Annotated in this window: 23 protein-coding genes; 17 read left to right on the forward strand and 6 right to left on the reverse strand. The window is 72.0% G+C overall.

The features are described 5' to 3' along the window. Positions 1–35: 35 nt before the first annotated feature. Entirely contained in the window at positions 36–731 is a 696-nt protein-coding gene (locus tag E5082_RS20515) for a L,D-transpeptidase family protein (RefSeq protein ID WP_135792699.1), read from the reverse strand. 3 nt (positions 732–734) lie between these two features. Further along, entirely contained in the window at positions 735–1,322 is a 588-nt protein-coding gene (locus E5082_RS20520; protein WP_135792700.1) for a pyridoxamine 5'-phosphate oxidase family protein, read from the reverse strand. A gap of 91 nt (positions 1,323–1,413) precedes the next feature. On the opposite strand from E5082_RS20520, the gene E5082_RS20525 reads away from it, so the two are divergent. From E5082_RS20525 to E5082_RS20545, 5 genes are all read left to right on the forward strand, one after another. Then, complete coding sequence (locus E5082_RS20525) at positions 1,414–2,607, forward strand: argininosuccinate synthase (RefSeq protein ID WP_190045349.1); 1,194 nt, start codon at positions 1,414–1,416, stop codon at positions 2,605–2,607. A gap of 93 nt (positions 2,608–2,700) precedes the next feature. Beyond that, positions 2,701–4,161 carry an argininosuccinate lyase gene (gene argH, locus E5082_RS20530; RefSeq protein ID WP_135792702.1) on the forward strand — a complete coding sequence of 487 codons (1,461 nt, stop codon included), beginning with the start codon at positions 2,701–2,703 and terminating at the stop codon, positions 4,159–4,161. A 101-nt stretch (positions 4,162–4,262) separates the two neighbouring features. Beyond that, the gene (locus E5082_RS20535) at positions 4,263–5,234 is read left to right on the forward strand and encodes an aldo/keto reductase (RefSeq protein WP_135792703.1); all 972 of its coding nucleotides are present in this window, start codon (positions 4,263–4,265) and stop codon (positions 5,232–5,234) included. A gap of 54 nt (positions 5,235–5,288) precedes the next feature. Then, positions 5,289–5,840 carry a TetR/AcrR family transcriptional regulator gene (locus E5082_RS20540; protein WP_135792704.1) on the forward strand — a complete coding sequence of 184 codons (552 nt, stop codon included), beginning with the start codon at positions 5,289–5,291 and terminating at the stop codon, positions 5,838–5,840. Further along, on the forward strand, positions 5,837–7,360 hold the full coding sequence (locus tag E5082_RS20545) for an MFS transporter (protein ID WP_135792705.1): 1,524 nt from the start codon (positions 5,837–5,839) through the stop codon (positions 7,358–7,360). The genes E5082_RS20540 and E5082_RS20545 overlap by 4 nt, the downstream gene beginning before the upstream one ends. Before the next feature lie 95 nt (positions 7,361–7,455). On the opposite strand, the gene E5082_RS20550 is transcribed toward E5082_RS20545, so the two are convergent. Next, positions 7,456–8,085 carry a lysophospholipid acyltransferase family protein gene (locus E5082_RS20550; protein WP_373310086.1) on the reverse strand — a complete coding sequence of 210 codons (630 nt, stop codon included), beginning with the start codon at positions 8,083–8,085 and terminating at the stop codon, positions 7,456–7,458. A gap of 329 nt (positions 8,086–8,414) precedes the next feature. Here E5082_RS20550 and E5082_RS20555 point away from each other — a divergent pair, with 329 nt between their 5' ends. From E5082_RS20555 to E5082_RS20565, 3 genes are all read left to right on the forward strand, one after another. Continuing rightward, complete coding sequence (locus tag E5082_RS20555; protein WP_135792706.1) at positions 8,415–9,590, forward strand: glycerophosphodiester phosphodiesterase; 1,176 nt, start codon at positions 8,415–8,417, stop codon at positions 9,588–9,590. Positions 9,591–9,691: 101 nt separating this feature from the next. Continuing rightward, positions 9,692–10,198 (forward strand): sigma-70 family RNA polymerase sigma factor, encoded by a 507-nt coding sequence (locus E5082_RS20560; RefSeq protein ID WP_135792707.1) that lies wholly within the window; start codon positions 9,692–9,694, stop codon positions 10,196–10,198. Positions 10,199–10,242: 44 nt separating this feature from the next. Beyond that, a complete protein-coding gene (locus tag E5082_RS20565; protein WP_130339775.1) occupies positions 10,243–10,740 on the forward strand; it encodes a GNAT family N-acetyltransferase in 498 nt (165 codons plus the stop codon). 22 nt (positions 10,741–10,762) lie between these two features. Here the strand turns inward: E5082_RS20565 and E5082_RS20570 are convergent, their stop codons facing one another. Both E5082_RS20570 and E5082_RS20575 read right to left on the reverse strand, forming a co-directional pair. Further along, on the reverse strand, positions 10,763–11,182 hold the full coding sequence (locus tag E5082_RS20570; protein ID WP_135792708.1) for a hypothetical protein: 420 nt from the start codon (positions 11,180–11,182) through the stop codon (positions 10,763–10,765). 1 nt (position 11,183) lies between these two features. After that, positions 11,184–11,543, reverse strand: a complete 360-nt coding sequence (locus tag E5082_RS20575) for a hypothetical protein (protein WP_031180113.1) — start codon at positions 11,541–11,543, stop codon at positions 11,184–11,186. 574 nt (positions 11,544–12,117) lie between these two features. Between E5082_RS20575 and E5082_RS20580 the strand changes: the two genes are divergently transcribed. The 9 genes from E5082_RS20580 (at position 12,118) to E5082_RS20620 (ending at position 23,697) form a co-directional block, all read left to right on the forward strand. Further along, positions 12,118–13,158 (forward strand): methionine ABC transporter ATP-binding protein, encoded by a 1,041-nt coding sequence (locus E5082_RS20580; protein ID WP_135792709.1) that lies wholly within the window; start codon positions 12,118–12,120, stop codon positions 13,156–13,158. After that, a complete protein-coding gene (locus E5082_RS20585) occupies positions 13,155–13,889 on the forward strand; it encodes a methionine ABC transporter permease (protein WP_135792710.1) in 735 nt (244 codons plus the stop codon). Before E5082_RS20580 ends, E5082_RS20585 begins: the two co-directional genes overlap by 4 nt. A gap of 78 nt (positions 13,890–13,967) precedes the next feature. Continuing rightward, a complete protein-coding gene (locus tag E5082_RS20590) occupies positions 13,968–14,798 on the forward strand; it encodes a MetQ/NlpA family ABC transporter substrate-binding protein (protein ID WP_135792711.1) in 831 nt (276 codons plus the stop codon). 55 nt (positions 14,799–14,853) lie between these two features. After that, positions 14,854–15,687 (forward strand): MetQ/NlpA family ABC transporter substrate-binding protein, encoded by an 834-nt coding sequence (locus E5082_RS20595; RefSeq protein ID WP_135792712.1) that lies wholly within the window; start codon positions 14,854–14,856, stop codon positions 15,685–15,687. A gap of 150 nt (positions 15,688–15,837) precedes the next feature. Then, on the forward strand, positions 15,838–16,476 hold the full coding sequence (locus E5082_RS20600) for a GNAT family N-acetyltransferase (protein ID WP_135792713.1): 639 nt from the start codon (positions 15,838–15,840) through the stop codon (positions 16,474–16,476). A 97-nt stretch (positions 16,477–16,573) separates the two neighbouring features. Beyond that, positions 16,574–17,791, forward strand: coding sequence for a precorrin-6y C5,15-methyltransferase (decarboxylating) subunit CbiE (cbiE, locus tag E5082_RS20605; protein ID WP_135792714.1), 1,218 nt, complete (start codon positions 16,574–16,576; stop codon positions 17,789–17,791). A 384-nt stretch (positions 17,792–18,175) separates the two neighbouring features. Further along, positions 18,176–21,448 carry a nicotinate-nucleotide--dimethylbenzimidazole phosphoribosyltransferase gene (gene cobT / locus E5082_RS20610; RefSeq protein ID WP_135792715.1) on the forward strand — a complete coding sequence of 1,091 codons (3,273 nt, stop codon included), beginning with the start codon at positions 18,176–18,178 and terminating at the stop codon, positions 21,446–21,448. Between the two features lie 160 nt (positions 21,449–21,608). Then, on the forward strand, positions 21,609–22,844 hold the full coding sequence (gene cobA, locus E5082_RS20615; protein ID WP_135792716.1) for a uroporphyrinogen-III C-methyltransferase: 1,236 nt from the start codon (positions 21,609–21,611) through the stop codon (positions 22,842–22,844). Between the two features lie 31 nt (positions 22,845–22,875). Beyond that, entirely contained in the window at positions 22,876–23,697 is an 822-nt protein-coding gene (locus E5082_RS20620) for a TrmH family RNA methyltransferase (protein ID WP_135792717.1), read from the forward strand. Here the strand turns inward: E5082_RS20620 and E5082_RS20625 are convergent. Next, on the reverse strand, positions 23,679–24,989 hold the full coding sequence (locus E5082_RS20625) for a serine/threonine-protein kinase (protein WP_135792718.1): 1,311 nt from the start codon (positions 24,987–24,989) through the stop codon (positions 23,679–23,681). The two genes, E5082_RS20620 and E5082_RS20625, sit on opposite strands and share 19 nt — an antisense overlap. Between the last annotated feature and the right edge of the window lie 560 nt (positions 24,990–25,549).

The following is a 25,549-nucleotide window of genomic DNA, read 5'->3' on the forward strand; positions in this document are numbered from 1 at the left end:
AGTGTTCAGCGTCCCGGCGGGCGACCTGACGGGGGTCAGTGACGGACGAGCGCGGTGGCCCCGCCCTCCGTTCCGATGGCGATGTGCGGGTGCCTGGACGGGTCGGTCCAGCGGAGGATCTCCGCCATGGCCTCAGGGGGCACGGAGACGCAACCGGCCGTCGCCCCCTTGCCGTTGACGTGCAGAAAGATGCCCGCGCCGCGCCCGCGCACCGGGTGGTGGTAGTTGAAGCCGATGACGAGGGCGTGGGCGTACTGGGTGGTGTAGGAGACCAGGCGCTCGGCCTCCGAGGCGCGGCAGTCGGCGGGGAGGGGGTCCACCCAGCGGTTGTAGGCGCGGGAGTCGTTGTCCTGGCACCACCAGGAACCCTCGGCGACCGGACGGTACTTGACGCGCGTCCCGGCCGGGGCGGCCTCGGTGCCGAAGCCGAACGGCAGGTCGTACAGCCCGGCCGGTGTCGTACTGGTGCCCTGCTGCCGTGAGGTGCCCTCCACCAGGCCGCCCGAGCCGAACCGCGCGGGCGCCGTCCCGGCCGCCGTCCACCGCCCCTGCCGCAGGTCCCACCAGGTGAGGGTGCCGGTGGTGGAGCCCGCGTCCGGGGCCTCGGCGGTGATGAGCTGGGTGCCGCCGCCGGTGTCCGCGAGGCGCTCGGGCAACGGCGTGTCGGCCGGCGTGAGACCGAGCGCGCAGAAGGAGGCGGAGACGAGGGCGGTGACCAGTCGGCGGCGCATGGCTCAGACCGTAGAGGGCGGCAGCGGCAACGGCAGGCCGGGCAGCCCGTCGATGCTCGTCGCGATGTGCTCCTTACCGGTGAAGTAGTCGCTGAGCGAGGCGTCGTCCTCCCTGCTGAACCGCCTGCGGTGCGAATCGCGGTCCTCCTCGTAGACCATGCGGGGCACGGCGTACCCGCACGAGTCCCGCACCAGCTCGGCGTGCACCACGATGATCGCCCGCAGGCCGTGCGGGGCCGGGTCGATGCCGGGGAAGGCGGCCAGCAGCTCGCCGAAGCGCGGGTCGTCGCGGAAGACCGGCTCGCCCCGGCCGTGCACGCGCACGATGTTCGGCGGGCCCTGGAAGGCGCACCACATCAGGGTGATCCGGCCGTTCTCCCGCAGGTGCGCCACGGTCTCCGCGTTGGAGCCCGCGAAGTCGAGATACGCCAGCGTCAGCTCGTCCAGCACGACGAACGAGCCCTTGAGGCCCTTGGGGGAGAGGTTCACCGTGCCGTCGCCGGCCAGGGGTGCGGTCGCCGTGAAGAAGAGGGGCTGCTCCTCGATGAATCTCCGGATCTTGCCGTCGATGCGTTCATACGTCTTTCCCATGCCCGCTGCCTACCCCACCTCCGCGATTGACGAATCATGCGGAGTTCTGCATACTCATGCATATCAGCGAATGCACGTGAGGAGAGAACCCGTGACCGAGCGCGTCGTACTCGCCTACTCAGGCGGACTGGACACCTCCGTCGCCATCGGCTGGATCGCCGAGGAGACGGGCGCCGAGGTCATCGCCGTTGCGGTGGACGTCGGCCAGGGCGGCGAGGACCTGGACGTCATCCGCAAGCGCGCCCTCGCGTGCGGTGCCGTCGAGGCCGAAGTGGCCGACGCCAAGGACGAGTTCGCCGAGGAGTACTGCCTCCCGGCGATCAAGGCGAACGCCCTGTACATGGACCGCTACCCGCTGGTCTCCGCCCTCTCCCGGCCGACGATCGTCAAGCACCTCGTCGCCGCCGCGCAGAAGCACGGCGCCACCACGGTCGCCCACGGCTGCACCGGCAAGGGCAACGACCAGGTCCGCTTCGAGGCCGGCATCGTCGCCCTCGCCCCCGACCTGAAGTGCATCGCCCCGGTCCGCGACTACGCGATGACCCGCGACAAGGCGATCGCCTTCTGCGAGGCGAAGAACCTCCCGATCGCCACCACCAAGAAGTCCCCGTACTCCATCGACCAGAACGTCTTCGGACGCGCCGTCGAAACGGGCTTCCTGGAGGACATCTGGAACGCCCCGATCGAGGACATCTACGAGTACACCTCGAACCCGGCCGAGGCCCGCGAGGCCGACGAGGTCGTCGTCACCTTCGAGCGCGGCGTGCCGGTCGCCATCGACGGCCGCCCGGTCACCGTCCTCCAGGCCATCCAGCAGCTCAACGAGCGCGCGGGCGCCCAGGGCATCGGCCGGATCGACATGGTCGAGGACCGCCTCGTCGGCATCAAGTCCCGCGAGGTGTACGAGGCTCCGGGCGCCATCGCCCTGATCACCGCCCACCAGGAGCTGGAGAACGTCACCGTCGAGCGTGAACTCGCCCGCTACAAGCGGCAGGTGGAGCAGCGCTGGGGCGAACTGGTCTACGACGGCCAGTGGTTCTCCCCGCTCAAGCGGGCGCTGGACGGCTTCATCACCGAGGCCAACGAGCACGTCTCCGGCGACGTCCGGATGACCCTGCACGGCGGCCGCGCCGTCGTCACCGGCCGCCGGTCCCAGTCGTCGCTGTACGACTTCAACCTCGCCACCTACGACACCGGCGACACCTTCGACCAGGCCGCGGCCAAGGGCTTCATCGACATCTACAGCCTGTCGTCGAAGATCGCCGCCAAGCGGGACCTGGCGTAAGCAGCGTCGTTATCAGTCAGCAGAGGGAAAGCCGCCTCCTCACCTGCGAAGGTGGGGAGGCGGTGGCACACCACGAGCTCGAGGAGCAACGCAGTGAGCAGCAAGAGCGGTGACGTACGGCTCTGGGGCGGCCGTTTCGCCGACGGTCCCGCCGAGGCCCTGGCGAAGCTGTCCGCGTCCGTCCACTTCGACTGGCGGCTCGCCCCCTACGACATCGCCGGGTCCCGCGCCCACGCGCGGGTGCTGCACACGGCGGGCCTGCTCACCGAGGACGAGCTGACCCGGATGCTCGCGGGGCTCGACCAGCTCGAAGCCGACGTGGCCTCGGGCGAGTTCGTGGGCACCATCGCCGACGAGGACGTGCACACCGCGCTGGAGCGCGGCCTGCTGGAGCGGCTCGGCCCCGATCTCGGCGGCAAGCTCCGCGCGGGCCGCTCGCGCAACGACCAGGTCGCCACGCTCTTCCGGATGTACCTGCGCGACCACGCCCGGATCATCGGCGGCCTGATCGCGGACCTCCAGGACGCCCTGGTCGGCCTCGCCGAGGCCCACCCGGACGTGGCGATGCCCGGCCGCACCCACCTCCAGCACGCCCAGCCGGTGCTCTTCGCCCACCATGTGCTGGCCCACGTCCAGTCCCTCGGCCGGGACGCCGAGCGGCTGCGCCAGTGGGACGAGCGCACCGCCGTCTCGCCGTACGGCTCCGGCGCGCTCGCCGGTTCCTCCCTCGGCCTGGACCCCGAGGCGGTCGCGCGTGACCTCGGCTTCGAGCGGGGCAGCGCGGGCAACTCCATCGACGGCACGGCCTCGCGGGACTTCGCCGCGGAGTTCGCCTTCATCACCGCGATGATCGGCATCGACCTCTCGCGGATCGCGGAGGAGATCATCATCTGGAACACGAAGGAGTTCTCCTTCGTCACCCTGCACGACGCGTTCTCCACCGGCTCCTCGATCATGCCGCAGAAGAAGAACCCGGACATCGCGGAGCTGGCGCGCGGCAAGTCCGGCCGGCTGATCGGCAACCTCACGGGCCTGCTGGCCACGCTGAAGGCGCTGCCGCTCGCCTACAACCGGGACCTCCAGGAGGACAAGGAGCCCGTCTTCGACTCCTGCGACCAGCTCGAGGTGCTGCTCCCCGCCTTCACCGGCATGATCGCCACCCTCACCGTCCACCGCGAGCGCATGGAGGAACTGGCCCCGGCCGGCTTCTCCCTCGCCACCGACATCGCCGAGTGGCTGGTCCGCCAGGGCGTCCCGTTCCGCGTCGCCCACGAGGTGGCGGGGGAGTGCGTCAAGGTGGCGGAGTCCGAGAACAAGGAACTCGATGCCCTCACCGACGACCAGTTCGCCAAGATCTCCCCCCACCTCACCCCCGAGGTCCGCACGGTACTGAACGTCAAGGGCGCACTGGCGTCCCGCAACGGCCGGGGCGGTACGGCGCCGAGCGCGGTGGCGCTGCAACTGGCCGAGGTGAAGCAGGACCTGGCCACCCAGCACGAATGGGCCAAGGCCAAGGACAGCGCCGCCCAGGGGCGCGGGGAACCGCGCGACTAGCCACAAAGGCCCGCAGCCGCCCAGGAGCCGGACCCCCCGAGCTCCTGGGCGGCCGGTTACGTTGGTCACGCGCCCCCTGGAGCCGACCGAACGGACCCGCGATGCCTTTCGCCCGCCTCTCCTCCGCCACCACCCCCACCTGCCACCTCGGCCTCGGCCTGGCCGCGGTGGGCCGCCCCGGCTACATCAACCTGGACCGGGCCCGCGACCTGGGGGACGACCGGAGCGCCGAAGCGCTGCGCACCCGCACCCACGAACTCCTCGACGCCGCATACGCCCAAGGCGTCCGCTACTTCGACGCCGCCCGGTCCTACGGCCGCAGTGAGGAGTTCCTCGCGGACTGGCTGAAGGCTCACCCGGAGGCCGACGACGTGGTGGTCGGCAGCAAGTGGGGATACACCTACACCGCCGACTGGTCCACCCACGCCGACCAGCACGAGGTCAAGGACCACACCCTCCCCACGTACGAGCGGCAGCGCGCCGAAACGGCCGAACTGTTCGGCGACCGGCTGGACCTCTACCAGATCCACTCCCTCACCCCCGACAGCCCCGCGCTCACCGACCGCGCCCTGCACGCCCGCCTCGCGGAAGCGGCCGCAGGCGGCCTCACCATCGGCTTCTCCACCAGCGGCCCCGCCCAGGCCGACACCGTCCGGGCCGCCCTGGAGATCACCGCCGACGGCGCGCCCCTCTTCCGCACCGTGCAGTCCACGTACAACGCGCTGGAGACCTCGGCCGGCCCCGCCCTGGCGGAGGCGCACGACGCCGGGCTCACCGTGATCGTCAAGGAGGGCATGGCCAACGGCCGGCTCGCCCCGGAGCACGCGCCGGACGCCCTGCGGGACATCGCCGAGGAGACCGGCCTCGGCGCCGACGCCGTAGCCCTGGCGCTGATCCTCTGCCGCCCCTGGGCCGGTGTCGTCCTGTCCGGCGCCGCGACCGTCGCCCAGCTCGGCTCCAACCTCCACGCCGCCGCCGTCGACCTCACCGACGACCAGCGGACCCGCCTCGACACCCTCGCGGAGGACCCGCACACCTACTGGGCACGGCGTGGCGAGCTGCCCTGGCACTGAGACCCGCATGCCCGTGTTGAGACACTCATGTCTCAGGCGAGGTATCCTGGTCTCATGGCTCTCGACCGTGACCACGTGCTGCGCTCCGCCGCCGCCCTGCTGACCCGCAAGTCCACCGCGACCATGGACGAGGTCGCGCGCGCCGCCGGGATCAGTCGTGCCACGCTCCACCGCCACTTCGCCGGACGTGACGCCCTGGTCCGCGCGCTGGAGGCGCTCGGCATCGCGGAGTGTGAGGCGGCGCTCAACCGCGCCCGTCTTGACGAGGGTCCCGCCGCCGACGCCGTACGCCGTCTGGTCCGCGAGATCCAGCCGGCCGCCGGACTGCTCGCCTTCCTCTACGGCGAGAACCAGCTCTGGGAGGGCGAGGGGCAGAACACCGGATGGCTGGGCCTGGACACCCGGATCAGCGCCCTCTTCCAGCGCGGCCAGCGCGACGGCGAACTCCGTATCGACCTCACTCCCGGCTGGCTCACCGAAGCCTTCTACGGCCTGATCACCTCGTGCGCCTGGGCGACGGTGGACGGCCGCGTGGCCCCCCGTGACTTCCCCACGATGGTCGCCGAACTGCTGCTCGGCGGCGCGCTGCGCAGGGCGGAATCATGACCAGCACCCTGCGGCAGCCCGTACCCGTCGAGACCGAGCCGCGTCCCGGCCGCTGGCTGGCGCTCGCGGTGCTGGTCCTCGCCGTCCTGCTCGTGGCCGTCGACGCCACCGTCCTCGGCCTCGCCACCCCCTACATCAGCGAGGACCTGCACCCCTCCGGCACCCAGCTGCTGTGGATCGGGGACGTCTACTCGTTCGTCATCGCCGGACTGCTCGTCTCCATGGGCAGCCTCGGCGACCGCGTCGGCCGCAAGCGCATCCTGTTGTGCGGCGCGGCCGCGTTCGGCGCGATCTCGGTGCTCAACGCCTACGCCGGCACGCCCGGCCTGATGATCCTGTCGCGGGCCCTGCTCGGCGTGGCGGGGGCCACCCTGATGCCCGCGACCCTCGCGCTGATCCGCAACCTCTTCCACGACCCGCGCGAGCGCAGCCTCGCCATCGGCGTCTGGGGCGCCACCGCCTCCGCCGGCACGGCCGTCGGCCCGATCGTGGGGGGCTTCCTGCTGGAGCACTTCTGGTGGGGCTCGGTGTTCCTGATCAACCTGCCGGTGATGGCGGTCCTGGTCCTGGTCGGCATCCGCACCCTGCCCGAGTCCCGCGACCCGGACCCGGGTCCGTGGGACCTGGCGAGCGTGCTGCTGTCGCTGGTCGGCATGCTCGCGCTGGTCTACGCGGTCAAGGAGGCCGCCACCCACGGCTTCGGCCCGCTCACCCCGGCCACCGGCCTGCTGGGCGCGGCCGCGCTGTACGGCTTCGTCCGGCGCCAGCTCACCCTGCCGGCCCCGCTGCTGGACATGCGGCTGTTCAGGCACCGGGGCTTCAGCGGGGCGGTGCTCGCGGATCTGCTGACCGTGCTCGGGATGTCGGGGCTGGTGTTCTTCCTGTCCCAGTTCCTGCAACTGGTCCAGGGCAGGCACCCGTTCGAGGCGGGTCTCGCCGAACTGCCCGCCGCTGTCGGCGCGGTGGTGGCCGGCCTGATCGCGGGCCGCGCGGCCCGCCGCTTCTCGGTACGCGCGGTGGTCTCCGGCGGCCTCGCCGCGATCGGCGTCTCCCTCGCCGTCCTCACCACGCTCGACGCCACCACCGGCTATCCCCTGCTCGGCGCCGCCCTGCTGATCGTCGGCACCGGCGCGGGCTTCTCCTTCACCGTCACCTCCGACGTGATCCTCTCCAGCGTCGACAAGAACCGCGCCGGCGCGGCCTCAGCGGTCTCGGAAACGGCCTACGAACTGGGCGCGGCCCTGGGAATCGCCCTGCTGGGCTCCATCGTCACCGCGGCCTACCGTGACTTCGCGGCCCCGCCGGGCACCCCGGAATCGGCCCACGAGTCCCTGGGCGCGGCGGTGGAAGCATCGGCGGGGATGCCCGCCCCGACGTCCAAGGCGTTGCTGGAAGCGGCCAGAGAGTCGTTCGTGCACGGCCTGCACCTGGCGTCGGGAGCAGGAGCGGTGGTGTTGCTGACGGCCTCGGCGGCAGCATGGCTCCTGCTGAGGAACCAACGGCTCGACAGGGGTCTTTAGGGGCGCGGGGCTGTGCCGATCGTGCGGCTGCCGCCGCGGGAGCGCGACCGGCCCCCGCACACCCGCACCCGGAAGACGGCCGAATCGCCGAAGGCTCAGGCGGCCTTGGCCTTCGTGGCGTACATGTCCACGTACTCCTGCCCGGAAAGCCGCATGACCTCGGCCATCACGGAATCGGTGACCGCCCGCAGCACATACCGGTCCCGGTCCATCCCCTCGTACCGGGAGAACTCCATCGGCTCGCCGAAGCGCACCGTGACCTTCCCCGGCCGGGGAAAACCCTTTCCGCCGGGCTGAAGCTTGTCCGTCCCGATCATGGCGAACGGCACCACGGGCGCCCCCGTCATGAGCGTCAGCCGGGCAATCCCCGTACGCCCCCGGTAAAGCCGCCCGTCGGGAGAACGCGTCCCCTCGGGATAGATGCCGAAGACCTTGCCCTCCTCAAGAACCCGGCGCCCGGTCATCAGCGCCGCCACACCACCGTTGGCGCCGTCCCGGTCCACCGGAATCATGCCGACCCCGGTGAAGAACCAGGCCATGGCCCGCCCCTTGATGCCCTTGCCGGTGACGTACTCGTCCTTGCCGATGAACTGCACCTGCCGCTTGGACACCACAGGCAGCACGATCGAGTCGATGAACGTGAGGTGGTTGCCCGCCAGGATCACCGGGCCCTCACCGGGGATGCGCTCGAGGCCCTCCACCTGGGGGCGGAACATCAGGCGCATGGCCGGCGCGAGCACTGCCTTGATGAGCGCGAAGCGGGACAACGGGTCCTCCAGGCCGAGCGGACGATATGAGTCTGTGCAGGTGAGGACATTACTCGCGGCTACGGGAAAAGCGCACATCGGGCCGCGCGATTCACCGAGGTCTTACGTGTTGTTGACACCGGCTCATCCGCCACGGAACCCCCCGGCGTGCCATCGGCCCGCATCCGCGTGTTCCTCCCGAGGTCTCCCCTCCGTCATGTCCACGCCCCTACGATCGGCGCGCACCCCAGGAGACACAGCACAGGTCAGACCCACGAAGACCTTCGTAACGACAGCGGGAGACGCGTATGGAAAGCGACCGGACCAACCAGCCCTCGCGCGCGACCGGACGGCGCGCGGTCCTCGGTGCGGCGGTCCTCGGCGCGGGCGGCGCGGTCCTCGGGCTGCCCTCCGCCGCCCGGGCGGCGGACACCCGGACGGCCGGGTCCGGCGGACGCGGCCTGAAGGGCCTGCCGGTGCCGACGATCATCGGCCACCGGGGCGCCAGCGGCTACCGCCCCGAGCACACCTTCGGCTCCTACGACCTCGCGCTGGAACTCGGCGCCGACATCGTGGAGGCCGGTGACCTGGTGCCCACCAAGGACGGGCATCTCGTCTGCCGTCACGAGCCCGAGATCGGCGGCACCACCGACGTCGCCTCGCACCCCGAGTTCGCCGGCCGCAGGACCACCAAGGTCCTGGACGGCGTCTCCGTCACCGGCTGGTTCACCGAGGACTTCACACTCGCGGAGCTGAAGACGCTGCGCGCCGTCGAGCGCATCCCGGCCAACCGCCCGCACAACACCCTCTACAACGGCCGCTGGGAGATCCCCACCTTCGAGGAGGTGCTGAAGTGGCAGGACGCCCGCACCCGTGAGCGTGGCCGCCAGGTGTGGATCTACCCCGAGCTGAAGCACCCGACCTACTTCCGCCGCCTCGGCCTGGACCCGGAGCAGCGGGTGGCCAAGCTGCTGCGCAAGTACGGCAAGGACACCCGCAATTCGCCGGTCGTCCTGCAGTCCTTCGAGCCGACCAGCATCCAGCGGCTCAACCGGATCGTCGACAATCCGCTGGTCGTCCTCCTCGACGCCGCGGGCACCCGCCCCTACGACTTCGTCGCCACCGGCGACCCCCGTACGGTGGCCGACCTGGTCACGCCGAAGGGGCTGCGCGAGATCGCGGGGTACGCCCAGGGCATCGGCCCCACCCTGGACCTGGTCATCCCCAAGAAGTCCGACGGCACCCTGGGCGAACCGACCCGGCTGGTCGCCGACGCGCACAAGGTCGGCCTGATCCTGCACCCGTACACCATGCGCAACGAGAACCCGTTCCTCCCGGCCGAGTTCCGCAAGGGCAGCGACCCGGACGGCTACGGGGACGTGTTCGGCGCGTACCGCGCCTACTTCGCGACTGGGATCGACGGCGTCTTCACCGACAACGCCGACACCGGGGTGCTGGCCCGCGCCGACTTCCTGGGCCACTGAGGCCGGGCGGAGCGTCAACACCTGCGCCCCGCGCCCGCTGATCCGGGTGACAGCGCGCCGTCCCGGAAACCCGCCTGCCGGGACGGCGCGTCTCGACGCATATGACCCACGACCTGCTGACCGAGCTGCGCCCGCTCCTCACCGCGGAGGCGTCCGCCGAGGCATATGCCTCCGGGAGCGAACCCGGCGATCTGGAACAGGCCGTCTGGCTCCGGCTGCTGGAGCGGCTGCAGAGCCAGGGCCCGCCCCCGGACCCGTCCGGCTGGCTCCGTGACGCCGTACGCGACGAAGGGCGGCTGAGCCGCCGTACCCACGGCGTGGAGCGGCCCTACGACGACGAGCCCGCCGACGACACCCGGCCCGGCCCCGAACAGCTCGCCCTCAGCGCGGCCCGGCACCGGGTGGTGCGGGACGCGGTCCGCAGGCTGCCCGGCCGCTGTCCGCGCATCATGGCGGCCCTGCTCTCCCCGCGCGATCTCACCTACCGCGAGATCGCGGGGGAGTTGGGCATCTCACAGGGCAGCCTCGGACCGGAACGCTCCAGATGTCTGGGATGTCTGCGACGAATGCTGGCGGCGGAGGTTGCCAGTGCCGAAGCACGGGGATAGAGGTGGGGGACAACAGCGATCAGGTGAGCGGGAGGCATGCGCACATGGGCATGAGCGTGACCATCTCGGCGGCGGCCGAGCCGGACGCGGAGCAGATCTTCCGGCTCCAGTACCTCTGCTTCCAGAGCGAGGCAGCGCGCTACGGGAACTACCGCATCGACCCGCTGGTGCAGAGCCTTGACCAGGTGCGCGAGGAGGTCGCCGCCGACTGCGTCTTCGTCGCCCGGCTCGGGGACGAGGTGGTCGGCTCGGTGCGCGGCCGGCTCACCGAGGACGGCGCGGCCGCCATCGGCATGCTGTGCGTCCACCCCCGCCTGCAGGGCCACGGCATCGGTGCCCGTCTGCTGGGGGCGGCCGAGAAGGCGCTCGCCGAGCAGCGCGGCGCCACCACGTACCGGATGCGCACCGGGCACCGCAGCGAGAGCGGGCTGCGGCTCTGCCGCAAGCTGGGCTACCGGGCCGTGGGGCGCTCGCTGGGCGCCGACGGCGTCGAGATGATCGTCCTGGAGAAGCCGGCCGCCGCCTACGCGGCCACGGCCTGACACACCTTGGGGGCAGGCGGTCTCAGGCCGCCTGCCGCCGCCGCGCCGCGCGCAGCCAGTACAGCGCGGTCAGGGGCAGCAGTACGGGGATGAAGACGTACCCCATCCCGTAGTCCGACCACACGGTCGCGTCCGGGAACGCGGACGGCTCGACCAGCGTCCAGGTGCCCACGATCAGCACCCCGGCCAGCTCGGCGGCGCAGCACACCACCGCCGCCCGGCGGGCCCTCTCGCCGCCCCGGACCAGGGTGTAGGTGATGAACCCGTACACCACGCCCGCGAGCGCCGACAACGAGTAGGCGAGCGGTGCCCGGTCGAACTCCGTGGCGATCTGGTAGACCGAGCGCGACACGGCGCCGACCACCATCACGCCGTAGAACCAGACCAGCAGCATGCCCGGCCCGCTGATCAGCCGGGCCGGCTTCTCCTCCAGCGCCGTCATGTCAGCCTCCCCAGATGTCAAAGAGCCGTACTTCGAGAACGGCCAGCACCACGCCGCCCGCCGCGACCGTCACCGAACCCCAGCGCGTGCGCTCGGCCAGCGACATGAAGCCCGCCGCCGGGACGCACGCCAGCGCGCCCAGCAGATAGGCCACGAAGATCGTGGTGCCCTGGTCCGGCTTCTCGCCCCGCGCCAGCAGCACGATCCCGACGACCAGCTGGACCACGGCCAGCAGGGACACCACGGCCATGCCGATGAAGTGCCAGTCCTTGGTCGGCTGGTCCCGGTGTGCGGCCCAGCCGCACCAGGCCGCCAGCAGCAGCGCGGCGATCCCGGTCACCAGCGTCAGGGCATTGAGCATGCGGAGACCTTATTACGGCCGAATCGGACGCCCGTCGCCGCCCCCGGCACCGGAACGAGCGCCGTGGTGTTGGCCACAGCCGCCCGTGCCGCAGGGCCCGGTGCCGCTCCTCTCCCATCCGCTCCTGTCCCTTGCTGACGCGGGTGACCCGGCGCTCACCTGGGACGGCGCGTCTCACCGGCACCATCCACGCCTGTCCAGCATGTGGACGGGCCTCTCCGGTTCGCGCGACCGGTCTGGTTTACTGACCGCATGACCACGACGAGCAGCCGCACCCTTGCGACCGAGGCGACCCACACGCCCGGTGCTCGTTGTATGTGTCGCATGACGTGCCGAATGCGCGCCTTCTAGAGGGCCCCCGCACCACCGACGAGCCTCGCGCCCCGAAGCGAGAGCCATGGCCCGGCCCGGCTCCGGAACACCGGCGTACCGGACCCCGTGCCGTTCGCGCACACGCTGTTCTCCCCGGTTCACTCGCCACCGCGAGAACCGTGCCGCGTCCCTGAAATGCAATCCCATGCACCTGTGCCTGGCCACACCCGCGCCCGGCACTCGACAGTGACGGAAACCCCCTGTGATCACCACCTCGGGCCTGACCAAGGTCTACCGCTCACGCGGCCGTGAGGTCACCGCCCTCGACGGCGTCGACCTCCACGTCCGCGAAGGAGAGGTCTACGGCGTCATCGGCCAGTCCGGCGCCGGAAAGTCCTCCCTGATCCGCTGCGTCAACCTGCTGGAGCGCCCCACCGCCGGCACCGTGACCGTCGCCGGACAGGACCTCACCGCCCTCGCCGGCCGCGGACCGCGCGCGGGCCGGGAGCTGCGCCGGGCCCGCAGCCACATCGGCATGGTCTTCCAGCACTTCAACCTGCTGTCCTCGCGCACCGTGCAGGACAACATCGAGCTGCCGCTGGAGATCCTCGGGAAGTCCGGCAAGGAGCGCTCCCGCAAGGCGCTGGAACTGCTCGACCTCGTCGGTCTCGCCGACAAGGCCAAGTCCTACCCGGCCCAGCTCTCCGGCGGCCAGAAGCAGCGCGTCGGCATCGCCCGCGCCCTGGCCGGCGACCCCAAGGTGCTGCTCTCCGACGAGGCCACCAGCGCCCTCGACCCGGAGACCACCCGCTCCATCCTCCAGTTGCTGCGCGACCTGAACCGGCAACTGGGCCTGACCGTCCTGCTGATCACCCACGAGATGGACGTGGTGAAGTCGATCTGCGACTCCGCCGCGCTCATGGAGAAGGGACGCATCGTGGAATCCGGCACCGTCAGCGAACTGCTGGCCACCCCCGGCTCGCAGCTGGCCTCCGCCCTGTTCCCGGTCGGTGGTGAGGCCAGTGCCGATGACCGCACCGTCCTCGACATCACCTTCCACGGCGAGGCGGCCACCCAGCCGGTCGTCTCCCAGCTGGCCCGCACCTACAACATCGAGATCTCGATCCTCGGCGCGGCCATCGACACCGTCGGCGGCCTCCAGATCGGCCGGATGCGCATCGAACTGCCCGGCCGCTACGAGGACAACGTGGTGCCGGTCGGCTTCCTGCGCGAGCAGGGCCTCCAGGTCGACGTGGTCGACGCCGAGGGTGAGCCGGTTCTGGTGACGGAGGGTGCGAAGTGACCTGGTCCGAGATACAGCCGCTGTTGTCCCAGGCGTGTTCCGAGACGTTCTCGATGGTGCTCTGGTCCACCCTGATCGCCATCGCCCTCGGCCTGCCGCTGGGCATCCTCCTCGTCCTCACCGAGCGCGGCGGACTGCTCCAGAACGTCGTCGCCAACAAGGTGATCGGCCAGGTCGTGAACGTCGGCCGCTCGATGCCGTTCATCATCCTGATGGTCGCGCTGATGAGCTTCACCCGCTGGGTGACCGGCACCACCATCGGCACCACCGCCGCGATCGTGCCGCTCGCCATCGGCGGCATCCCGTTCTTCGCCCGGCTGGTCGAGACGGCCGTCCGCGAGGTGGACGGCGGACTCGTCGAGGCCGTGCAGGCCATGGGCGGCAACAGCTGGACCATCGTCCGCAAGGTGCTCGTCCCCGAGGCGCTGCCCTCGCTGATCGCCAGCACCACCACGACGATCATCGCGCTCATCGGCTACTCGGCCATGGCCGGCACGGTCGGCGGCGGCGGACTGGGCGACCTCGCCGTCCGCTACGGCTACCAGCGCTTCGAGACCGGACTGATGTGGATCACCGTCGGCATCCTCGCCGTCGTCATCTCCCTCATCCAGTTCGCCGGTGACTTCGCCGCCCGCTCCCTGCACGGCCGTGGCGGCTCCGGACCGGTGCCGAAGCTGCGCCTGCTCAAGGCCAAGGAGCCGGCCGCCGCCGACATCTCCAAGGTCGCCTGAGCGCCCCCGGGCCCCCTCAAGACTTCCCGGCCACCCAAGTCCGGGTTCGCACCACCTCTTTAAGGAAAGGCACTTTTCGTGCGTAACACCGCCAAGCTCACCACCGCCGTCCTCGCCGCCGGAGCCCTCACCCTCGGTCTCTCCGCCTGCGGCTCCGGGAAGGACTCCGGCTCCACCGACACCAGCGGACCGCTGATCGTCGCCGCGAGCCCCACCCCGCACGCCGAGATCCTCGACTTCGTTCAGAAGAACCTGGCGAAGAAGGCCGGACTCGACCTGCAGGTCAAGGAGTTCACCGACTACATCACGCCGAACACGGCCACCGAGGACGGCTCGGTCGGAGCCAACTACTTCCAGAACCAGCCGTACCTCGACGACTTCAACAAGAAGCGCGGCACCCACATCGTGCCCGTCGTCACGGTTCACCTGGAGCCGCTCGGCCTCTACTCCCACAAGGTCAAGAAGGTCGACGACCTCAAGAGCGGTGCGACCGTCGCCGTCCCCAACGACGCCGTCAACGAGGCCCGTGCGCTCAAGCTGCTGGCCGCCGACAAGCTGATCACCCTCAAGGACGGCGTCGGCTCCGAGGCCACCCCCGCCGACATCACCAAGAACCCCAAGAACCTGAAGTTCAAGGAGGTCGAGGCGGCCCAGACCCCGCGCTCCCTGGACGACGTGGACGCGGCGGTCGTCAACGGCAACTACGCCATATCCTCCGGCCTCAAGCCCGCCAAGGACGCCATCGTCCTGGAGTCCGCGAAGAACAGCCCCTACGGCAACTTCCTCGCGGTCAAGAAGGGCAACGAGAACGACCCCCGGGTCAAGAAGCTGGCGAAGCTGCTCACCTCGCCCGAGGTGAAGAAGTTCATCGAGGACAAGTACCAGGGTTCCGTCATCCCCTCGTTCTGATCCCGCTGACCGCACCCGGCAGCCGGACCCCGACCGCTCTCAAGGGGATCGACCCATGCGCAAGACCACCTGGCTCGCGGCGGCCACCGCCGCGGCCCTCTCGCTCGGCCTCACCGCCTGCGGCTCAGGCTCCGACACCGGCAAGGGAGGTGCCGACGACGGCCCGCTCGTCGTCGGCGTCACCCCCGTCCCCGCCGGTGAAGTGCTGCACCACATCGACGACAAGCTCGCCGCGAAGGCCGGACTGAAGCTGGAGATCAAGGAGTTCACGGACTACGTCCTGCCGAACACCGCGCTCCAGGAGGGCACGCTCGACGCGAACCTCTACCAGAACCAGCCGTTCCTCGACGACTTCAACAAGTCCAAGGGCACGGAGCTGGTCTCGGTGGTGAAGGCGTACCTGCCGCCCATGGGCGTCTACTCCCACAAGGTCAAGGACGTCACCAAGCTCCGCGACGGCGCCACCGTCGGCGTGCCCAACGACCTCACCAACGAGGCCCGTGCGCTGAAGCTGCTCGCCTCGGCGGGCGTCATCGAGCTGAAGCCCGGCACGGGCGCCGACGCCTCCCCGGCCGACGTCACCGGCAACCCCAGGCACCTGAAGTTCCAGGAGATGGAGGCCGCCCAGCTTCCGCGCTCCCTGGACGACATGGACGCCGCCGTCATCAACAACAACTTCGCCCAGGACGCGGGCCTCAGTCCCACCAAGGACGCCGTGTACCTGGAGTCCGCGAAGAACAACCCCTACGCCAACCTCCTCGCGGTCAAGAAGGGCAACGAGGACGACCCGCGGGTCGAGAAGCTGGCGAAGCTGCTGACCTCGCCCGAGGTGAAGAAGTTCATCGAGGACAAGTACAAGGGGTCGGTCCTGCCCGTCAGCGGCAGCTGAACCGGCGCACCGGGCCCGCCCCCCGCCTCCCGGAACGGGCGGCAGGGGGCGGGCCCGTGCGTGCGTTCCGGTGCTGTCATGCTGCATGCTGGGCAGTTCAGCGGGGCCCTGACGGACCCTCACGAATCATCGAAGGTTACGGAGCGGCGCATGACTAGCACCTTCCCCAACATCTCCATCTCCACGGAGCGGTTGGGCTTGCGTCCCCTCGACGAGGGCGACCTGCCCGCCCTGGCCGAGATGATGAACGACGAGCAGGTGGCCGCCTGGACGGACGTGCCCCAGCCCTTCACCGAGGAGGGCGCCCGCCGCTGGATCACCCAGTACGCGCCCGCCGAACGCGCCGCCGGACGCGGCATCGACCTCGCCGTCACCGAGTTCCTCACCCAGCGCCTGGTGGGCGTCGTCCAGCTCGGGAAGACCAACTGGCGCATCCGGTCCACCGAGATGTCGTACATCATCGCCCCCTGGGCCCGCGGCGAGGGCTACGCCTCCGAGGCCGCGCTCGCCACCGCCAAGTGGCTCTTCGGCGACCAGCGCTTCGAGCGCATCGAACTGCGCACCGCCGCCGACAACACCGCCTCCCAGCAGGTCGCCCAGAAGATCGGCTGCATCAGTGAGGGCGTGCTCCGCAACGCCTGCATAGTCCACGTGCGCACCGAGGACGGCACCTGGACCGACATGCGCACCGACTTCATCGTATGGAGCCTGCTGCCGGAGGACCTCGAGGGCAGCGACGAACAGCTCGCCGACAGCCGGGGCTTCGGCTCCTACGCCCAGTGGAACTGACCCCGCCCCGCCGCCCGGCCGGGCCGGACCACCAGGTAATCTCACCAAGCCCGTACCGGGGCACTGACGACACACCGACACCTGGAGACTGACGACGATGGCCGACCGGGTCACGGTGATCGGCTGGGACGGCTCGCCGCTGACCGAAGCGGCACGCGGCGCCCTCGGCGCCGCCACGCTCGTGGCGGGCGCCCCCCACCACCTGGCGCTCCAGGAGATCCCGGCCGACGCCGAACGCGTCCGCCTGGGCAGCGTCGCCCTGGCCGCCCGCCGGATCGCCGGCCACCGCGGCACCGCCGTCGTGCTCGCCGACGGCGACCCCGGCTTCTTCGGCGTCGTCCGCACCCTGCGCGCACCGGAGTTCGGCCTGGAGGTCGAGGTCGTGCCGGGCGTCTCCTCCGTGGCCGGTGCCTTCGCCCGTGCGGGCATGCCCTGGGACGACGCCCATGTGGTCGTCGCACACCCCCGCACCCTGCGCCGCGCGGTCAATGTGTGCCGCGCCCACAGCAAGGTCGCCGTCCTCACCGCCCCCGGCGCCGGCCCCGCCGAACTCGGCCTGCTCCTGGACGGGGTGCACCGCACCTTCGTCGTCTGCGAGGAGATGGGCACCGAGAACGAGCGTGTCAGCGTCCTCACCTCCGACAAGGCCGCCGACCACACCTGGCGCGACCCCAACGTCGTCATCGTCATCGGCGGACCCCAGACCGCGCTCGTGGGCGACGGCTGGATCGCCGGCCGCGACCCCGGCACCGGCCCGCGCGGCTGGACCCAGCCCGACGAGGTGTACGGCGGCGTCCTGGGCGAGGGCGAGAACGAACTGCTCCGCGCCGCCCAGCTCGCCCGGCTCGGCCCGCGCACCGGCGACCTGGTGTGGGACATCGGCTGCGGCTCCGGCGCCTTCGCCGTGGAGGCCGCCCGCGCCGGTGCCGCCGTGCTCGCCGTCGACGCCGACCCCGAGTCCTGCGCCCGTACCGACGCCGCCGCCCGCCAGTTCGGGGTCCAGCTCCAGATCGTGCGCGGCGAGGCGCCGCACATCCTGGAGAACCTGCCCGAGCCGGACGTCGTACGCGTCGGCGGCGGGGGAGCGGCCGTCGTCTCGGCCGTGGCCGACCGGCGCCCACAGCGCATCGTCGCCCACGCGGCCACCCGGGACGCCGCCGAACTCATCGGCCGGGACCTCACCGAGCACGGCTACCGCGTCGAGTGCGCCCTCCTCCAGGCCGTCGGACTCGACACCAAGTCCTGGACGGAGAACGAGCGGAGCGTCGTCTTCCTCCTCGGCGGCGAACTGCCCCCGCGCGAGACCGCGCGCTGAACCGCCACCGCTCTTCCGGACCGGTTCGCCCCGTGATCGGTTTGTCGTACCGCGCGCGGTAGGCTGGCCGATCGTTGTACCGCACCCGCGGTCCGGAAGTTCGTTCGTCAATGTCCGGAAAGCTCGCCCGCTTTGGGGCGGTGGGTGAGGTACGGCAAAACCGGAGGACGCGCAACGTGGCGCAGTCCACAACGGGCTGTCACGTGATCTCGCTGTCACGACGGCCGAACGGCCGCGAGAATGCCACCGAATGGCTTTGTCGCCATTTCTGGCGGGTCGTTCGTGCCGATGCGCACGGACGCTCGTTCTCACTACGGGGCGGTCGGTGCGCCGTTCCGGGTGAGCTGGTCGTAGGAGCACTAAACCGATGGGCGAGGGGTACGCATGACCGACACCGGCCAGGTCCCGGCCGAGGGACAGCCGGAGAGCGCAGGCATGGTGGAGCAGCCGGGCCTCGGGCACGGCGCGTACACCTACCTCGCCGAGGCGCCCGCCGAGGACGAGGACCTGTTGCTGCCGGGCGCTCAGGGCGCGTGGGGCAACGAGCTGCCGCCCCCCGCCCCGGCACCGATCGTCGAGGCCGTCCACCAGCCCGACGCCCATGAGACGGCGGGCCGGGACACCGGCTCCGTCGACCTCGGCGGCGTACGGCTGCCCGAGCAGGGGCCGGGCCCGGTGCAGCCGCCGCGCCGCCCGCTGCACCTCGGCCCGCCGATCCCGGACGCCTCCGCCAGCCCCGTCCGCTCCCTCGCCGACCGCGGCCCCGCCGGTGCGCCGGTACGGCCCTTGGCCGGGCCGGAGTATCTCGACGTGCAGGCGCTGCCCGACCCGGTCCCGCAGGCCGCCGCGCCTTGGGGTGCGGGACCGGTGGAGGGTGTGGCGCCGGCCGCCGAAACGGTTGTTCCGGAGCAGGGCGTTCCTGAGGCTGTGGCGCCGGAGCAGGTTGTTCCTGAGGCGGTTGTTCCGGAACAGGTCGTTGCTGAGGCCGTTGCCCCGGAGGCGGTCCTCCCGGAGGCAGTTGTGCCGGACGCGGTTGCCCCTGAGGCAGTCGTCCCGGACGAGCTCGCCCCGCAGGAGGTGGTCCCGGAGACGGCCCTGCCGGAGGCTGTCCTGCCCGTCGCCGAGAGCGCGCCGGTAGAGCCCGTCGAGCCCGCGGAGGCCGCGCAGGCCGCCGTGGACCGGCTGACCGCTCAGGCCGAGGTCGCCGGGGTCGCCGTCGAGGAGGCGCCCCAGGCCCCCCTCGCGGCCGAGATCCCCGAGCCGGAGGTGGCCGAGGCGGTGCTGGAGGCCGTGCCCGACGCGGCTCCGGGACACGAGGCCGAGGCGGCCATCGAGGAAGCCCTGGTCCAGGTCGCGGAGGTTCCTGCCGAGGAGGCGCCCGAGACCGTGGCGGCCCCGGTCGAGGAGGCCCCGCAGAGCGTCGAGCCCGAGGTCCTGCTCGCCCCGGTGCAGGAAGTCGTGGAGACCCCCGTACCGGAGCCCGTACCCGCCCCCGAGCTCGAAGTCCCCCTCCCCGCCGCGGAGTCCCTGCTCCCCGAGCACGAGGACACCCCGGCGGCCGCCCCGCAGCCCCCCGTCTTCGAGCCCCCGGCCCCCGTGGAGGCGCACGAAGCCCCCTCCGGCCCCCAGCTCCAGGTCCCCGAGGAAGCGCCCGCCCCGGCGGAGCCGCTGCCCTCCGTTCTGCCGCAGGAGCCGCACCCGGAGCAGCCGCTCGGCCAGTTCGTGGCCGTCGACGGACAGGTGCCCACCACCCCGCACCTGGCGCCCACCCCGCCGCAGCCGCTGATCCTCCCCGACCTGAACGCCGTCGCCCCGCAGGGCCCCGTGGCCGAGGCACCGGAGCCGGCCCTCGTCCAGCACGCCGAGGACCTCGCCACCACCGACGCCGACCAGGACGAGGACCCCGAGCCGGCCCTCCCGCCGGGCCCGGCCGCGCCCGCCTACAACGACGCCGAGCGCGAAGCCGTACTGAAGGTGATCCGCGAGCGCCGCGACATCCGCAACGGCTTCCGCAGCGACCCGATCCCGCACGACGTACTGCTGCGCGTCCTGGAGGCGGCCCACACCGCCCCCTCGGTCGGCCACTCGCAGCCCTGGGACTTCGTCGTCATCCGCTCCGCCGACACCCGGCGCGCGATGCACGACCTCGCCATGAGCCAGCGCGAGGCGTACGCCAAGTCGCTGCCCAAGGGCCGGGCCAAGCAGTTCAAGGAAATGAAGATCGAGGCCATCCTCGACACCCCGGTGAACATCGTCGTCACCGCCGACCCCACCCGCGGCGGCCGCCACACCCTGGGCCGGCACACCCAGCCGCAGATGGCGCCGTACTCCTCCGCGCTCGCGGTGGAGAACCTCTGGCTCGCCGCGCGCGCCGAGGGCCTCGGTGTCGGCTGGGTCAGCTTCTTCGACGAGCGGGAGATGGTCCGCGCGCTCGGCCTGCCCGAGCACCTGGAGGTCGTCGCCTACCTGTGCGTCGGGTACGTCGACGAGTTCCCGGACGAACCCGAGCTGATGCAGGCCGGCTGGTCCAAGCGCCGCCCGCTGTCCTGGGTGGTGCACGAGGAGACGTACGGCCGCCGCGCCCTGCCCGGAGAGGACCCCCACGACCTGCTTGCCGAGACCGTCGCACAGATCCGCCCGCTCGACGCCAAGGCGCTCGGGGAGGCGTGGGAGCGGCAGAAGCGCATGACCAAGCCGGCCGGCGCGCTCGGCATGCTGGAGATCATCTCCGCGCAGCTCTCCGGCCTGTCCCGGCAGTGCCCGCCGCCCATCCCGGAGCCCGCGGCCGTGGCCGTGTTCGCCGGTGACCACGGTGTGCACGCCCAGGGCGTCACCCCGTGGCCGCAGGAGGTCACCGGGCAGATGGTCGCCAACTTCCTGGGCGGCGGCGCGGTCTGCAACGCCTTCGCCAACCAGGTCGGCGCCGAGGTGTGCGTGGTGGACGTCGGTGTCGTCGCCGACCTGCCCGCCACCCCCGGCCTGCTGCCCCGCAAGATCCGTGGCGGCACCTCCGACATGACCACCGGGCCCGCGATGACCCGCGAGGAGGCCAGAGCCGCCATCGAGGTCGGCATCGAGACCGCCCGCGACCTGGTCGCCGCCGGGAACAAGGCGCTGCTCACCGGCGAGATGGGCATCGCCAACACCACCTCCTCCGCCGCGCTGATCTCCGTCTTCACCGGCGCCGACCCGGCCGAGGTCACCGGCCGGGGCACCGGCATCAACGACGAGACCCTGGCCCGCAAGACCGAGGTCGTCCGCCGCGCGCTGGAACTCCACCAGCCGGACCCGGCCGACCCGATCGGCGTCCTCGCGGCCCTCGGCGGCTTCGAGCACGCGGCCATGGTCGGCCTGCTGCTGGGTGGCGCGTCGCTGCGCACACCGGTGATCCTGGACGGGGTGAGCGCCGGTGCCGCCGCGCTGGTCGCCCGTGCCATCGCCCCCGAGGTGCTGGCGGCCTGCATCGCCGGTCATCGCAGCGCCGAGCCCGGCCATGTGGCCGCGCTCAACAAGCTGGGCCTGCGCCCGCTGGTCGACCTCGACCTGCGCCTGGGCGAGGGCACCGGCGCGCTGCTGGCGCTGCCGCTGGTGCAGAGCACGGCCCGCGCGATGCACGAGGTGGCGACGTTCGACTCGGCGGGCGTCACCGAGAAGTAGCGTCACCGAGAAGCAGCCGACGGCCACGGGCGGTCCGGTCCGGCGTTCACCAGCCGGACCACCCGTGCCCCACCCGGGGCCCAGACATTAAGATCCGCACGTCAGGGCCGCTCCGAAGGCGCGGCGCGCCCACCGCACACCGCACGAGGAGCCGCACCTCATGGCCGAACACCCCGCCTACCCCGTGGGCCTCCGCCTGACCGGTCGCCGCGTGGTCGTCCTCGGCGGCGGCCAGGTCGCCCAGCGCCGCCTCCCGGCGCTGATCGCCGCGGGCGCCGACGTCCTCCTCGTCTCCCCGGAGGCCACCCCCTCCGTCGAGGCGATGGCCGACGCCGGCGAGATCACCTGGCTGCGCCGCCCGTACGCCGAGGGCGACCTCTCCGGCGCCTGGTACGCCCTGATCGCCACCAGCGACGCCGTCGCCAACGCCACGGCCTCCGCCGAGGCCGAGGCGCACCGCGTCTGGTGCGTCCGCTCCGACGACGCCGACCAGGCCACCGCCTGGACGCCCGCCACCGGCACCAGCGAGGGCGTGACCGTCGCCGTCCTCACCACCAGCGCGCGCGGCCGCGACCCCCGGCACACCGCCGCCATCCGCGACGCGGTCGTGGCGGGCCTGCGCGACGGAACCCTGGTCGCCCCGCACCACCGCACCCGCACGCCCGGTGTCGCCCTGGTCGGCGGCGGCCCGGGCGACCCGGACCTGATCACCGTCCGGGGCCGGCGGCTGCTCGCCGAGGCCGATGTCGTCATCGCCGACCGGCTCGGCCCGCGCGACCTGCTCGCCGAACTCCCGCCGCACGTCGAGGTCATCGACGCGGCCAAGATCCCCTACGGGCGGTACATGGCCCAGGAGGCCATCAACAACGCCCTGATCGAGCACGCCAAGCAGGGCAAGTCCGTGGTGCGGCTGAAGGGCGGCGACCCGTTCGTCTTCGGCCGGGGCATGGAGGAGGTGCAGGCGCTCGCCGAGGCGGGCATCCCCTGCACGGTGGTCCCCGGCATCTCCAGCTCGATATCGGTGCCGGCCGCCGCCGGGATACCCGTCACCCATCGCGGGGTCGCCCATGAGTTCACCGTGGTCAGCGGCCATGTCGCCCCCGACGACGCCCGCTCCCTGGTCGACTGGCCCGCGATGGCCCGCCTGAGGGGCACCCTCGTCGTCCTGATGGGCGTCGACAAGATCGGGAAGATCGCCGAGGCCCTGATCGCCCACGGCAAGGCCCCCGAGACCCCCGTCGCGCTCGTCCAGGAGGGCACCACCGCCGCCCAGCGCCGGGTGGACGCGACGCTGGCCACCGTGGCGGAGACCGTACGCGCCGAGGCCGTGAAGCCCCCGGCGGTCATCGTCATCGGCGCCGTGGTGGACGCGACCCCGGCCACCGAACAGCCCTGACCCCTCCGGAAGAACAAGGCACCAGCACCCCGTGGCCCAGCTCATCACCGTCGACGACCCCGCCGACCCGCGCCTGCACGACTACACCAACCTCACCGACGTGGCCCTGCGCCGCAGGCGCGAACCCGCCGAGGGCCTGTTCATCGCCGAGGGCGAGAAGGTCATCCGCCGCGCGGGGAACGCCGGTTACGGCATGCGCTCGATGATGCTCACCCCCAAGTGGGTCGACACCATGGCCGACCTCATCGACGAACTGACCTGCCCGGTCTACGTGGTGAGCCCCGAGCTGGCCGAGAGCGTCACCGGGTACCACGTCCACCGGGGCGCCCTCGCCTCGATGGCCCGCAACCCGCTGCCCACCCCGGCCGAGCTGCTGGAGTCCGCCGGCCCTCACGGCGCCCCGCGCCGGGTCGCGCTCTTCGAGGACATGGTCGACCACGCCAACCTGGGCGCCGCCTTCCGCAACGCCGCCGCCCTCGGGGTGGACGCCGTACTGCTCACCCCGCGCTGCGCCGACCCGCTGTACCGGCGCTCGGTGAAGGTCTCCATGGGTACGGTCTTCGCGGTGCCGTACGCCCGCCTGGAGTCCTGGCCGCACGACGCGGACACCCTCCGCGCGCACGGATTCGAGCTGGCCGCGCTGTGCCTCTCGGAGGACTCCATCGACCTGCACGAACTCGCCGCCCGGCGCCCGGAGAAGCTCGCGCTGATGCTGGGGACCGAGGGCGACGGGCTCTCCCCGGCCGCGCTCGCGGCGGCCGATGTCCATGTGCGCATCCCGATGGAGGCCGGCGTCGACTCCCTGAACGTGGCGGCGGCCTCGGCGGTCGCCTTCTACGCCACGCGCCCCTGACCGTCCCCGGGCACGGGGGCCTGCCGCACGCCCGTACGCTGCTCGCCGCCGTCCCCGCCCAGGCCGCGCGCCGGGCCGGAACAGCCCTGTGCCACCGCGATGCCCAGCGCGACCAGCAGCGTCACCACCACGAACACGGTCAGCCGCTGCCGCAGCAGCCGGGGGTTGGCCGGGCGCAGCTTGGTCCCCGTGGTACGAGCCGGACGGCCCGCGCCACTGCGCGGAGCGGGCCGGTTGCCGGTGCCCCGACCGGACTGGCCCGGCCGGGTACCGGGCCGGGACGCGACACCACCGCGCGAAGGAGCCCCGCCCCGCGAGGGTGCGGCCCCGCGCGGCGGCGGGGTACCGGGAGCGGCCCGTCGCTGCGTGGTGCGCTGCTGGTCGGGCGAGGTGTCCGCGAGCCCCACCGAGGCCCGGTCCGACACCGACGTCCGCGGCCCGGGCGGCCGTACCTCACCGAGCCCGTGCGCCTCGCGGGCCGCGATCTCCTTGAGCCGCAGCGACAGCTGGAGCGTGCTCGGCCGGTCCGCGGGGTCCTTCGCCAGGCAGGCCCGCACCAGCGGCGCCAACGCGTCCGGCACCCCGTGCAGATGCGGCTCCTCGTGCACCACCCGGTACAGCATGACCTCGGAACTGCCGTGCCCGAAGGGGGAGTCACCGGTCGAGGCGTACGCCAGGGTCGCGCCCAGCGAGAACACGTCGGTGGCCGGGGTGACCGCCGCCCCGCGCACCTGCTCCGGCGCCAGGAAGCCGGGGGAGCCCACCGCCGTACCGACGTGGGTGAGCGTGGAGGCGCCGGTGGCCCAGGCGATGCCGAAGTCGATGATCCTCGGGCCCTTGGGGGACAGCAGGATGTTGGACGGCTTGAGGTCCCGGTGCACCACACCGGCCTCGTGCACCGCCACCAGCCCCTCGGACAGGGCCGCGCCGATCGCCGCCGTGTCGGCCGCGTACAGCGGGCCCTCCTCGGCGACCTTGTCGTGCAGGGACGGGCCGGGCACGTACTGCGTGGCGAACCAGGGCCGCTCGGCCTCCAGGTCCGCAGCCACCAGCCGCGCCGTGCAGCCGCCGCGGATGCGCCGGGCCGCCGACACCTCGCGCGCGAACCGCGACCGGAACTCCTGGTCCTCCGCGAGATCGGGCCGGATCACCTTCAGCGCGACCCGCTGGCCCTTCTTGTCCGAGCCGAGGTAGACCACGCCCATCCCGCCCGCGCCGAGCCGTCGGTGAAGCCTGAACGAGCCGACGACGCGCGGGTCCTCGCGCCTCAGGCGCATCATCGCCATGTTCATCCCCGCTGCCCGGTCCCTGTGACGTGCCCAGCTTACGTTTCCACGGCCGCCCGCGCGCAGAGGCCGCGCCCTCTCGGGCCGATGGATTGCGCCTACCCCACGCCCGAGGTGAAACGCGGTCAGCGACACGGATCTTGCTGTGTGGTTGATGTAAGGACGTCGTCAACCCTGTGAGCAGGGGCGGAGGTTGACTTCTGGTCAACGGTCAGTAGCAGTCATCGTGCCGTCGGGCAGGGGAGGGGCGTCCGGCCGCCGCCGCGACGCCCTGCGGTGCTCTTCCTCCCGCATGCCGTGCCCCCGGACGGTCAAAGTGACTGAAGTCACGGCAATCCACCTCTGGGAGGAGACGCCGGGGGGCCGGCCCTCGACCCTTCCGGGAAGACCCTGAGACTCCACCGCACGTCTCCAACCAGGGGAGTACGCGCGGACAGGAGGCTCATCCTCCGGGAGGCCCGCCATTCGGTACGAGGGCATGACGCCCGCCCGGCACCGCGAACCTAGATTTGAGGTCAAGCGGCGGGCCCGGCGCTCGCCCCCCGAGGCCACGCGCCCGCCGCTGC

The sequence above is a fragment of the Streptomyces griseoluteus genome, assembly GCF_004784465.1.
GTDB lineage: Bacteria > Actinomycetota > Actinomycetes > Streptomycetales > Streptomycetaceae > Streptomyces > Streptomyces griseoluteus.